Raw genomic sequence first — 12,841 nt, 5'->3', positions numbered from 1 at the left:
CCTAACGTGCATGATGAACGAACGAATGAATTTAGTATTTAAATTCGCAGTTCGCGTTGCTACTGGTTGAACGCTGAGTCACGGTGAAACCTTTATTACGCAATAACGATACTAGGCTATCCCGGCCAATCAAATGCAGTGTCCCAACCACAACTAAATAGTTGCCTTGTTTTTTAGGCAAGATAGATCCGCTTGCCAGTTTATACGCCCAATCATGATTACGCTGATAAATAAACTGTTGCTCAAACTCGGGTGACATTTCTGAAAAAGCGGCAAACTGGTTGAGTTTGGCGATATCACCATGCTTCCAACTTTTTATCAGACAGTGCATCGCATTTTCTGAATGATCAAATTGTTCGATGGCATTTGTCAGTAACTCTTTACCGCCATTTTTTTGCTGAGTCAGTAAATCTATTTGGAATTGCAATGTCTCTAGGGCGAGTACTGGTTTCCCTTGGCTAACTGCTTGCGACAATAACCACATATCGACACCATCTTGAGGCTTGTAACCCAAATACTCTATTTGCTTCATTTGCAGCGCCAAAGCAGAGGCCCAAGGTGGGGTTTTCAAGAGTTGTTGACCATTGAGGTTGAGCAGGTTTGCAATTCCGATCAGTTCTTTTTGTTGTTGTTTGGTGAGAACATCTTGGCTAAGTACATTTGTTTGAGGGTACTGAATATTGTTTTGATCGCGAATATCCGCTTCAAGAATGATGCCGTCAGAATGCTTCAAGAAAGTAGTAATGGCATTGGGCAATGGATACATATCAGCATCCCCGACATGGACAGAACCTACCAATAGTAAATTGAGTTTCCCTTTACTGGCTTGCCAGTAAAGCGGTTCCGCGCTGGATAGTTGGCTAAAGAGTAAGGTAGCAATGAAACAAAGCAGTCGAGTCATAGAAAATCCAGAAGAAAGCCAATAAAACGTTGCATATAAGCATGAGTCTAATTGGTTTGCTATGCAACTTCTGTTGTTGGGGCCGGGATCTCTGGCAACAACTCATCAACCAAATGTAATTGGCAATCGTATTACTTTGCATTAAGAATTAAGCGTTAATTTAAGTTAACTAATTTTTTGATGTGAAATAACTCGCAAAAAAGCATTCACTGGATGTGAGGCAATAAAAAGCCCGGAGCGAACCGGGCTAATTAAATTGTCCAAGATACGGATTAAGCGATTTGAGCTTGTTGCTCTTCGATTTGTTGTTCTGTGCTGATTGGTGATTCTGCGCCATGCATCCAACGAATCAGAGTATTAGAAAACAGCAGTAGAACGATACCGCTGATTGTTGCCGTTACGGCAATACCACTAAAGATCGCTAGAGCACCAAGTTCGCCAACATGAGAGCCAACGTAACCCGCAACATAGTTTGCGATTGCGTTACAGCCAAACCATGCACCCATCATTAGTGATGCAAGACGTAATGGAGCTAGTTTTGTTACCAGTGATAGACCAATTGGCGATAGGCACAGCTCACCCAGCGTATGGAAGAAGAAAGCACCCACTAACCAAAGCATTGATGTTTTCACTGTTGTGTCACCACCTTGCTCCATCACCGCACCCATCATGCATAGGAAGCCAAGCGCAAGGAAGAACATCGCCATTGCGAACTTCACTGGCGAGTTTGGTTCTCGTTTCCCTAATTTCACCCAAAGAACCGCTAAGATCGGAGCCAGAGTAATAATAAAGAATGGGTTTAGTGATTGGAACCAAGCTGCTGGGACTTCAAAGCCGCCAATCATACGGTCAGTATATTGTTGCGTGTAAATGTTCATCAGGCCGCCAGCTTGCTCGAACCCTGCCCAAAATACGATAGTGAACAAACTCATCACTAGGATAACTTTGATACGATCGAATTCTTCTTTGGTAAGTGCTTCTTTCTTCGACGAGTTCTTGATCGCAAGGTCACGTTTCGCTGCAGGTTCACGACCGATATCACCTAACCAAGACTGTGCGAGCGTCATTTGCATCACAAGGCTCATTAGCATGCCGATACCAGCGGCAACAAAACCGGCTTTCCAACCAAATTCATTGGTTACTGAGCCAGAAACGACACCGGCTAGTAGAGCACCAATATTGATACCCATGTAGAAAATAGTAAAAGCGCCGTCACGACGGTTATCACCTTCTTTGTATAGGTCACCCACCATGGTTGAGATGTTTGGTTTGAACAATCCGTTACCGGTGATCAGAAGTGCTAAGCCAAGATAGAAGCTGTGCATCATCGTCATGCCAAGCATATCCGCGGGTAAAGCGAGCGTGAATTGGCCAATGGCCATTAACGCACCACCAATCAAAATTGAGCGGCGTTGACCCAGATAGTTATCAGCTAACCAACCACCAATAAGTGGTGTGATGTAGACGAGTCCAGTATAAATGCCGTAGAGATCTAGAGCATCTTTAGTCGACCAGCCTAAGCCACCATTTAATGTTGTATCGGTTAAGTACAAGACTAAAACGGCACGCATCGCGTAGTAAGAGAAACGTTCCCAAAGCTCAGTGCCGAAAAGTAAAAACAGACCACGAGGGTGGCCAAAAAATTGTCGATGTTGTGTTGGCATAAGTTTTACTAATAGTTATGAATAAAGAATTTTATAGCGGTAATACCTATACATGATGAAATTACGTAATGCAAATTATCTATAATTAGGCTTAACAATGAAAAGTGTGATAAGTGGCTGAAATTTGGCTTTTTAGTGTTGAAATTGCGCTATTTTTGTTCAGTTAAAAACTAAGGTTTCATATTTGAGTGGCAATGACATAGTGATGAGAGGTCGATTAAATGATTGGTTTTATTGTACAAAATAAAAAAAGGGACGCTAAAGCGTCCCTTTTTGTCTGATTGACTTTTAGTAGGCGTCGTTGTGAACAGCCTTCACAGCACGACCAGATGGGTCGGCGCAGTTTTTAAACGATTCATCCCACTCGATCGCTTTCGCTGATGAACAAGCCACCGAAGGGCCGCCTGGAACACATTCTGCCGCAGATGGAAGCGGGAACAACTCTTCAAAGATTTCACGGTAAACGTAACCTTCTTTGGTGGTTGGCGTGTTGTATGGGAAGCGGAAAGCTGCGGTTTCGAGTTGCTGCGCTGTTACTTTTTCTTCCGCCACTTCTTTTAGCGTATCAATCCAGCTGTAACCAACACCATCAGAGAATTGTTCTTTCTGGCGCCATGCGATCGCTTCTGGTAGGTAATGTTCAAAGCACTCACGCAAGATGTGCTTCTCCATTTTACCGTTACCACACATCTTATCGGCTGGATTAAGGCGCATCGCCACATCGATAAACTCTTTATCAAGGAAAGGTACACGGCCTTCTACGCCCCATGCAGCGAGTGACTTGTTGGCACGAGCACAATCGAACATGTTCAGTGCTAGTAGTTTACGCACGGTTTCTTCATGGAATTCTTGAGCGTTAGGTGCTTTATGGAAGTAGAGGTAACCACCAAAGATTTCATCGGCACCTTCACCGGAAAGAACCATCTTGATGCCCATCGCTTTGATCTTACGACCCAGCAGGAACATCGGCGTTGAAGCGCGAATTGTAGTCACATCGTAGGTTTCGATGTGATAGATAACGTCACGAATTGCGTCTAAACCTTCTTGAATGGTATAGGTCATTTCATGGTGAACCGTACCAATTTGATCGGCAACCTCACGAGCAGCCTTCAAATCTGGCGCGCCTTCAAGGCCAATTGCAAACGAGTGCAGTTGTGGCCACCATGCTTCCGACTGTTCATCATCTTCAATACGCATAGTGGCATATCGCTTGGCTACCGCCGATGTAATAGAAGAATCAAGACCACCAGAAAGGAGCACGCCATATGGCACATCGGTCATTAGCTGACGTTTGATCGCCGCTTCTAACGCTGCGGTGAGCTCTTCTTTGCTGGTATGGTTGTCTTTGACTGCGGCATAGTCGTTCCAATCACGCAGGTAGTAGCGCTGTGGTTCAGTATCTTGGCTGCTGTAGCTGCAGCCAGGGGGAAATTCACTGATCGTTTTACATACAGGAACCAGCGCTTTCATCTCAGAAGCAACATAGTAGTTACCGTGCTCATCAAAACCTTGGTAAAGAGGGATGATACCGATATGGTCACGGCCAACCAGGTACTGATCTTTCTCTTCATCGTAAAGAACGAAAGCGAAAATACCGTTGAGTTCTTCTAGGAGTGCATCACCCATATCTTGGTATAGCGCTAAAATAACTTCGCAGTCAGAATCAGTTTGGAAATCGTACTTACCTTGATAACGAGCACGAATCTCTTTGTGGTTATAGATCTCGCCGTTTACGGCCAGTATGTGTTTGCCATTTGGGCTGTAGATAGGCTGTGCACCACTGTTGAGACCGACAATGGCTAAACGTTCGTGAGCTAGAATTGCTTTCTCTGAAGCGTAGATACCTGACCAATCAGGTCCGCGGTGGCGTAGTTTTTTCGACATCTCAAGTGCGATAGGGCGCAATTGAGCAGCGTCACTCTTAATATCTAAAATGCCAAAAATCGAACACATACTAATCCCTTATTTAAACCTTATTTATCTCTTGTATATAAATTTGCCATTCTGGTTAAAAAATGCAACAGCTAGCGATAAAAAAAATCATAAAAATGCCAATGCATTAAATAATATTTAATTTAACTTCGTTTGATTAAAAAAAATCCACCATTTGGTGGATTTTAGAGCGATTATCTAAGGGGGCTTTAATAAGTCATTAAAAAAACTATGGTTTTTCAAAGCCTGGTTTTAACTGCTCGCAAACATGGCGAGCAAAGCCGCTGCCTGCTTCTCTATAAATATTAAAAGCCGCATCGACACCGTTGTCGAGCAGGGTTTCGATTTGGTCTGGGTATTCAGCAATCGCTGCTATTTGGCCTTGGTAGTTACGCAGGCGTAATTGCTCCAGAGCAATTTGATTCCCTTGGTGATGGGGCATAGCGAGCAAGACCAGTTTAACTTTGCCTGTATCTAAAATACGCTCCCAAAAATCGGGGTCGGTTGCATCGCCGGAAATGACGTTACGACCTTGAGACTTATGAATATGAGCTGCTTCTTCACGCACTTCAATACCAAGACTTATTTTTCCGTAACGGTGACGTAGCTCGTCGTAGGCTCCAGTACCAATGCGACCCATTCCTAAAATAAGGATTTGCGCGTGTCCGGGGTTAATCAGTTGATCGCGCGCATGCAGTTTTTCAGCTGCGTGCTCTTTGAGCCAACGGCTAGAACGTTGATAAAGCGCGTGGCCTTGGCGGTTGATAGGAGCAGCGAGAATAAATGAGATAGACACTGCAATCGCTAAGGCAACCAAAATATCACCGCTCATCCAGCCCATTTTAAATGCCAAACCACCAACAATTAGGCCAAATTCACTGTAGTTAAATAAGCTTAGAGATGACAATAATGAGGTACGAACTCGGAACTTGAACGAGTTAAGCACTAAGAAGTACAAGATACCTTTGAGCGGCAGCATCAACATAAAGATCAGTGCCAGCGCGAAACCAGAGAGTGTCGGTTGTTCAGATAAACCGATGTTGAGGAAAAAACACACCAAAAATAATTCTTTAAGATTAAAGAGTGATTTGGATAGTTCAGAGGCTTTCTTATGTCCAGCGAGCAACATGCCAAGTATCAAGGCACCAAGATCGGCCTTCATGCCAACCAGTTCGAATAAGCCCGCACCAACGACCAAAGCGAAGAAGATACCAAACAGTACCAGCATTTCACCGTGACCAACCCAATCTAGCAGTTTGTAGAATAGTGGGCGTAGCAGAGGCAAAGCAAATAGGATAATCGCGTACCATTCTGGCAACTTGCCCGTCGAGGCTGTTAGGAATACCACCGCGAAGATATCTTGCATAACCAAGATACCGATTGCGATCGTGCCGTAAGTTGCATTCAGTTCGCCTTTTTCTTGCAAAGATTTAACCGCAAAAACGGTACTTGAGAAAGACAGGGCGAATCCAAGTAAAATGATTTGGTCAATACTCATGGCGCTAAGTGAGCCGACACCGAGTATTTTTAAACACAGTAATGCAGTCGAGAATATTGCAGTCGACAACACGTTGTGAATGGTGGCACCTGCCCAAATTTCTTTCGAAAGTAAGGTTTTAAGGTCAAGCTTTAAACCGATGGTAAAGAGAAGTAAGGTCACACCAAGGTCGGCGAGGGTAATGATGGTGTCGTTGGAGCTAAAGCCTGCGGCTTTTAAACCAAAACCAGCCAGCAAAAAGCCAACCAGTGGGGGCAGGTTACATTTCAAAGCAACAAAGCCTGCGATAAATGCTGCTGAAATTAAGATGATTTCCATACAATAAAACTACTCTGTCCCTAAAATGAAAAAGGCTATGTCATCGACATAGCCTGTTATTCTAACTCAACTTGTTGCTTAAGCGATCAGTCTTCCAGCAATTTTTGTAACAAAACACCGTTTAACATGGCACGTTTGATCATGGCAAAAGCACTCATGGTCGGTTGTTTATCGATCTCTGAGGCAACAATTGGCAATTCCGCATGGAAGGTCGGCAGTGATTGATTCTCAACATTTCGACGAATGGCAGGGAAGAGAATGTCTTCGCAACTGGTGATATCACCGGCAATGATAACTTTTTGTGGGTTAAACAAGTTGATGGTGATTGCAATCGCTTTACCCAGCTGATTACCAACACGAACCAAGCTTTGAATCGCCAGTTCATCACCGCGATTAGCATGCTCGCAGACATCTTTTATCGTGATACTGCTTAGCTCGCTTAAGCTTGATTCATACCCTTGGGCAGTTAGCTTCTTAACACGTTCTACAATAGCAGGGTTGGCAGCGACGGTTTCTAAGCAGCCAAAGTTGCCACATTGGCATTGTTCGCCAAGTGGATCGATTTGAATGTGGCCGATTTCGCCCACGTTACGGTTATAGCCCAAGAAGACTTGGCCATTAACAATAATACCGGCACCAGTACCTCGATGCACACTGACCAGAATTGAGTCTTGGCAGTCTTGGCTCGCGCCAAAGTAATGTTCAGCAAGCGCCATGCCGCGAACATCGTTACCGACAAAGCATTCAACATGGAAGTGATTACGGATGAGATCACCAATCGCCAAGTTATCGACGTTGATGTTTGGCATGTACTCAACCACACCCGTTTCAGGATTGATTAGGCCTGGTAATGCAACACCAATAGCGATCAACTGATTAATCGTCGACTGATTGTACTGAATGAAGTTCTTGAGGAACAACAGCAGGCCGTCAACGAGTTCACCTTGGGTGGTGTAGTAGAATTCTTGGTAGTCAGAAGCTAGTTCTTTGCCACCAAGGTCGAATAGACTGAATTGGATATAGTCACGACCTAGACGAACTGCAACAGAGTGGAAAGGTGCTTCCTCTGTTGTCAGTGATATTGCGCGACGCCCCCCGGTAGAGGCTTGTTGCGCGACCTCTTTGATAAGGCCACGTTCTAGAAGCTGGCGGGTTATCTTTGTGACGCTCGCAGGAGCTAATTGACTGACGTCAGCAACCTGTATCCTCGAAATAGGACCTTGCTGGTCGATCAGTCTATACACTGCTGCACTATTTAGTTGTTTAACTAAATCTACGTTACCTATTTGTCCGCCATTCATGTCTACACTTGCTCGTATTGTCCGTTAACAATATTCGCTTGGATTTGGAAGTCACGGTTAAACACGGTTAGGTTGGCAATCATGCCTTGCTTAACTCGGCCTAATTTGTGATCAACTCCAATTGCTTTTGCTGGATACAAAGTAGCCATGCGGATAGCTTCATCCAAAGCGATTCCGACGTGCTCAACAGTATTTTGTACTGCTTCAATCATTGTGAGAGCTGAGCCGCCCAGCGTGCCATTTTCATCAACACACTTACCTTCTCGGTAATATACTTTCTTACCAACAAAAATAAAGTAATCCATGTTAGCACCTGCAGGAGCTGTGGCATCGGTCACTAATACTAATTTTTCGCCTTTAATTTTGTGAGCGATACGGATGTTTGCGTAGTCAACGTGGAAACCGTCAGCAATGATACCTGCGTAAACGTCTGGCGTATCATAGATTGCGCCTACAACACCTGGTTCACGACCAACCATTGGGGTCATCGCGTTAAATAGGTGGGTGGCGAAAGTGATGCCGTGTTCAAAGCTCTCACGCGCTTCAGCGTAAGTGGCGTTAGTGTGGCCGATAGAAACCACAATACCCGCGTCTTTTAGACGGGCAATATGCGCTGCATCATTGTGTTCTGGAGCCAAGGTGACTTTTGCGATTACGTCAGCGTTGGCACACATAAAGTCAACCATGCTGTCATCGGATGGACGAATATAATCAACGCTGTGAATACCTTTTTTCGCGACGTTAAGATAAGGACCTTCAAGGTGCAGACCTAACGATTGATTTTGGTATTTTTCGTGGTATTCACGTGCCGCAGCTACTGATTGACGCATATCTTCGTCAGAAGAAGTAATCAAAGTAGGAAGGAAGCTGGTACAGCCAGATTTTAGGTTAGCTTCATGCATGATTTGCATCGTTTCTGCCGTGATTTCATCATTGAGCATCACGCCGCCACAACCATTTAACTGCAAGTCAATAAAGCCAGGGCTTAGGATTGCGCCGTTCAAATCACGTGTTTCGATATCGGCAGGTAAAGCAGAAACAGGGCACACAGATTCGATGATATCGTTGTTGATGATGACTGCGTGGTCAACCAGAACATCGTTGCCTGTATAGATTTTACAGTTTGTTAGCGCATACATGATTAGCTAATCCTTATAAAGTTGAACTCTTGAAATTTTGTCGCGACCCAAAACTGGAGACAAAATCCTCACTTGTTTACTTTATTTGTGAGCTTCAATTAGGTCGCAAATTATCTTTAGCAAATGAAGGATATCCCCTCTCTTAGCATCATTGACGTGCTCTTCCTCGCGAAATCATTCTATCTTTAATAGCAATATTGTAAGTAGAGCTGAAGCCTTATGCTATAAGACATTAAACTCGAATGTTTCGTGTTTCAGTGCAGCGAATAATATCTGCTAAATGGCATTTTTTTGAATTGTAAAATAAGTTTTATGATCTCGCTAGCAAAAACCTTCCGCTATACCTATTTCTGGTGATTATGATCACAAATGATAAGGTTTTAATTTGCGGAGCAAAATTAATGTCATAAACTGAGTTCGACTAAATTGAGCAACAAAAAAAAGTCGCTCGACCAAAATACAAATCCTATAGGGGGAACTAAAGGTGAATATTCTTGGATATGCTCAGAAGTTAGGTAAAGCTCTTATGCTACCTATCGCAACACTACCTGTTGCGGCGCTTCTACTACGACTAGGTCAACCTGACCTACTAGACATCGCGTTTATGGCTTCTGCTGGTAACGCAATCTTCAGCCAACTACCACTGCTATTTGGTCTAGGTATCGCGATCGGTCTTTCTAAAGACGGTAACGGTGCTGCAGGTCTTGCTGGTGCGGTTGCTTACTTCGTTCTAACTGCTACAGCAGCAACAATCGACGCAAGCGTTAACATGTCATTCTTTGGTGGTATCATCGCTGGTATCATCGCTGGTCACTCTTACAACGCTTTCCACATGACTCGTCTTCCAGAGTGGTTGGCATTCTTTGCTGGTAAACGTCTAGTTCCTATCATGGCTGGTCTGTTTGCTCTAGTAATGGGTGCAATCATGGGTGTGGTATGGCCTTCAATCCAAGGCGGCCTTGACGCTCTAGCACACGCAGTTTCTACTTCTGGTGCTATTGGTCAATTCGTTTACGGTACTCTTAACCGTGCACTTATCCCTGTAGGTCTACACCACGTATTGAACTCTTACTTCTGGTTCGGTATGGGTTCATGTCAAGAGATCGTGATCTCTGCAGCTTCTGCAGCTGGTCAAGCTCTACCATCACTAAAACAGTTGTGTGTTGACCCAGCTCTAGCGAAAACTCTAGTTGCTGGTCAAGAGTACACGTTCAACTTTGTTAACACAGTGACGCCTGAAATCACTGCAACTGTTAACACAGTAACTGATACTATCAAGTCTGGTGACCTACACCGTTACTTCGGCGGCGATAAGTCTGCTGGGGTATTCATGAACGGTTTCTTCCCAGTAATGATGTTTGGTCTACCTGGTGCAGCTCTTGCAATGTACCTAGCAGCGCCTGCTGAAAAACGTAGCCAAGTTGGTGGTGCACTATTCTCAGTAGCATTCTGTTCATTCCTAACAGGTATTACAGAGCCTCTAGAGTTCATGTTTGTGTTCCTAGCGCCTGCTCTATACGCAATGCACGCTGTGTTTACTGGTCTATCTCTAGTAGTTGCTAACATGTTCGGTACTCTGCACGGCTTCGGCTTCTCTGCAGGTCTAATCGACTTCCTACTAAACTGGGGTCTAGCAACTAAGCCATTCGTTCTACTGCTAATCGGTCTTGCGTTCGGTGCTCTATACTTCTTCACTTTCAGCTTCGCTATCCGCGCTTTCAACTTGAAATCGCCAGGCCGTGAAGATGATGACGAAGCTGCAGCAGCTCCAGCTGGTGAAGCAGTGAAGGGTGACCTAGCTCGTCAATACCTAAAAGCTCTAGGTGGTCACGACAACCTAACTTCAATTGATGCTTGTATCACTCGTCTACGTCTTACTCTAAAAGACCGTACTGTTGCTAACGAAGATGTTCTTAAGAAGCTTGGTGCGAAAGGTGTTGTGAAACTAGGTGAAAACAACCTACAAGTTATCCTTGGTCCTCTAGCGGAAATCGTTGCTGGCGAAATGAAAGCAATCGGTGCTAACGAAGACCTATCTGATGTAAAACTTCCATAGTAACCACGGGTTAATATGTAAGTCTAAAAGCCTCCCTCGGGAGGCTTTTTTACGTTTGGCTGATTTAAAAAACCACTCTAGGGCTGTAGCTGGCGCTGGGAAGGGATTATTTAGCAATAAAAGACGAGTTCTTGTTGTGTCTTGAGTCAGAATTGTGGATCATTAGTCTCACTATGGTCTGAGCAGTGACTTCACTGCCTCAGAGCCACTTTTCTCTGACAATACTAAAACAATTGAGGTGCTATAGATGAGTGAAGCTGAAGCTCGTCCATCGAATTTCATTCGCCAAATCATTGATAAAGATTTAGCAGATGGTACACACACAAGCGTGCATACTCGTTTCCCGCCAGAGCCTAACGGTTATCTGCATATCGGTCACGCTAAGTCAATTTGCCTTAACTTTGGTATTGCTCAGGACTATCAGGGTCAGTGTAACCTTCGTTTCGATGACACAAACCCAGAAAAAGAAGACGTTGAATACGTTGAGTCAATTAAGAATGATGTGAGCTGGTTAGGCTTTGAGTGGAGTGGTGATGTATGTTACTCATCAAACTACTTCGATAAGCTATACGGCTACGCAGTGGAATTAATTACCAAAGGCTTAGCGTATGTTGAAGAGCTAAGTCCTGAGCAGATCCGTGAATACCGCGGTACGCTAACGCAACCTGGTAAGCCAAGCCCATACCGCGACCGCAGTGTGGAAGAGAACCTTGCGCTATTTGAAAAGATGCGTGACGGCGGCTTCCAAGAAGGTACAGCGTGTCTACGTGCGAAGATCGATATGGCATCTTCGTTCATCGTAATGCGCGATCCTGTTCTTTACCGTGTGCGTTTTGCAGAGCATCACCAAACGGGTGACAAGTGGTGCATTTACCCAATGTACGACTTTACGCACTGTATTTCAGATGCGCTAGAAGGCATTACTCACTCAATCTGTACGCTTGAGTTCCAAGACAACCGTCGTCTATACGATTGGGTTCTTGAAAATATTACGATTGATTGCCAACCTCGTCAGTACGAGTTCAGCCGTCTAAATCTAGAATACACAGTGATGTCTAAGCGTAAGCTTAACCAACTTGTGACTGAAAAATTGGTTAACGGTTGGGATGATCCACGTATGCCTACGATCTCTGGTCTACGTCGCCGTGGTTTCACCTCTGCGTCTATCCGTGAGTTCTGTAAGCGTATTGGTGTGACCAAGCAAGACAACATGATCGAAATGGGCTCTCTTGAGTCTTGTATCCGTGATGATTTGAACGAAAACGCACCTCGTGCGATGGCAGTTCTTGATCCGGTTAAGATCGTGATTGAAAACTTCGAAGCTGGTAAAGTTGAAACATTGACGATTGCTAACCATCCAAACAAACCTGAAATGGGTGATCGTGAAGTACCATTTACTCGCGAAGTTTGGATTGAGCGTGAGGACTTCCGCGAAGAAGCGAACAAGAAGTACAAACGTTTGGTGCTAGGCAAAGAAGTGCGTCTACGCGGTGCTTACGTGATTCAAGCTGATCGTATTGAAAAAGATGCAGAAGGTAACATCACAACGATCTTCTGTAGCTACGATGCAGAGACGCTAGGAAAGAACCCTGCTGATGGCCGTAAAGTAAAAGGCGTAATTCACTGGGTATCTGCAGAGCAAGGTGTACCAGCAGACATTCGTCTATACGATCGTCTATTTACTGTGCCAACCCCTGCAGCGGCGGATAACTTTGCTGAAACAATTAACCCTGATTCACTGGTTGTGTTGAATGGTTTTGTTGAGCCAAGCCTTGCGAAAGCTGAAGCGGAGAAAGGTTACCAGTTTGAGCGTATGGGTTACTTCTGCGCGGATAAGAAAGACTCTTCTGCAGAGAAGCTAGTCTTCAACCGTACGGTTGGCCTACGTGATACTTGGGCAAAAATTGACGCTGAGTAATCACCAAAAATAGAAAAAATGCCAGTCTTATGACTGGCATTTTTGTATCTAGGCTTTATCTCGACTCTATTGCCAAATTGATCGTGGTGAGGAAAGAACGAGATAACAAAAAAG

Annotated in this window: 8 protein-coding genes; 2 read left to right on the top strand and 6 right to left on the bottom strand. The window is 44.5% G+C overall.

The window, feature by feature from the left end:
- Window positions 1–31: 31 nt before the first annotated feature.
- The 6 genes from RH85_RS10425 to nagA form a co-directional block, all read right to left on the bottom strand.
- Window positions 32–901 carry a TraB/GumN family protein gene (locus tag RH85_RS10425; RefSeq protein ID WP_006712195.1) on the bottom strand — a complete coding sequence of 290 codons (870 nt, stop codon included), beginning with the start codon at window positions 899–901 and terminating at the stop codon, window positions 32–34.
- 272 nt (window positions 902–1,173) lie between these two features.
- On the bottom strand, window positions 1,174–2,565 hold the full coding sequence (locus tag RH85_RS10420; protein WP_006712194.1) for a peptide MFS transporter: 1,392 nt from the start codon (window positions 2,563–2,565) through the stop codon (window positions 1,174–1,176).
- Between the two features lie 288 nt (window positions 2,566–2,853).
- The gene (asnB, locus tag RH85_RS10415) at window positions 2,854–4,518 is read right to left on the bottom strand and encodes an asparagine synthase B (RefSeq protein WP_006712193.1); all 1,665 of its coding nucleotides are present in this window, start codon (window positions 4,516–4,518) and stop codon (window positions 2,854–2,856) included.
- A 208-nt stretch (window positions 4,519–4,726) separates the two neighbouring features.
- Entirely contained in the window at window positions 4,727–6,313 is a 1,587-nt protein-coding gene (locus RH85_RS10410; protein ID WP_006712192.1) for a cation:proton antiporter family protein, read from the bottom strand.
- A gap of 86 nt (window positions 6,314–6,399) precedes the next feature.
- Window positions 6,400–7,614, bottom strand: a complete 1,215-nt coding sequence (nagC, locus tag RH85_RS10405) for a DNA-binding transcriptional regulator NagC (protein WP_006712191.1) — start codon at window positions 7,612–7,614, stop codon at window positions 6,400–6,402.
- A 2-nt stretch (window positions 7,615–7,616) separates the two neighbouring features.
- Window positions 7,617–8,753 carry an N-acetylglucosamine-6-phosphate deacetylase gene (nagA, locus tag RH85_RS10400; RefSeq protein WP_006712190.1) on the bottom strand — a complete coding sequence of 379 codons (1,137 nt, stop codon included), beginning with the start codon at window positions 8,751–8,753 and terminating at the stop codon, window positions 7,617–7,619.
- Between the two features lie 484 nt (window positions 8,754–9,237).
- On the opposite strand from nagA, the gene nagE reads away from it, so the two are divergent.
- Together nagE and glnS are read left to right on the top strand one after the other, a co-directional pair.
- A complete protein-coding gene (nagE, locus tag RH85_RS10395; protein ID WP_006712189.1) occupies window positions 9,238–10,809 on the top strand; it encodes an N-acetylglucosamine-specific PTS transporter subunit IIBC in 1,572 nt (523 codons plus the stop codon).
- Window positions 10,810–11,056: 247 nt separating this feature from the next.
- On the top strand, window positions 11,057–12,727 hold the full coding sequence (gene glnS, locus RH85_RS10390) for a glutamine--tRNA ligase (protein ID WP_006712188.1): 1,671 nt from the start codon (window positions 11,057–11,059) through the stop codon (window positions 12,725–12,727).
- Window positions 12,728–12,841 lie beyond the last annotated feature (114 nt).

Source organism: Vibrio ichthyoenteri ATCC 700023 (assembly GCF_000222605.1).
Classification (GTDB): domain Bacteria; phylum Pseudomonadota; class Gammaproteobacteria; order Enterobacterales; family Vibrionaceae; genus Vibrio; species Vibrio ichthyoenteri.
Note: the sequence above shows the minus strand (reverse complement) of the source record. Positions and strands in the feature narration are given on the sequence as shown.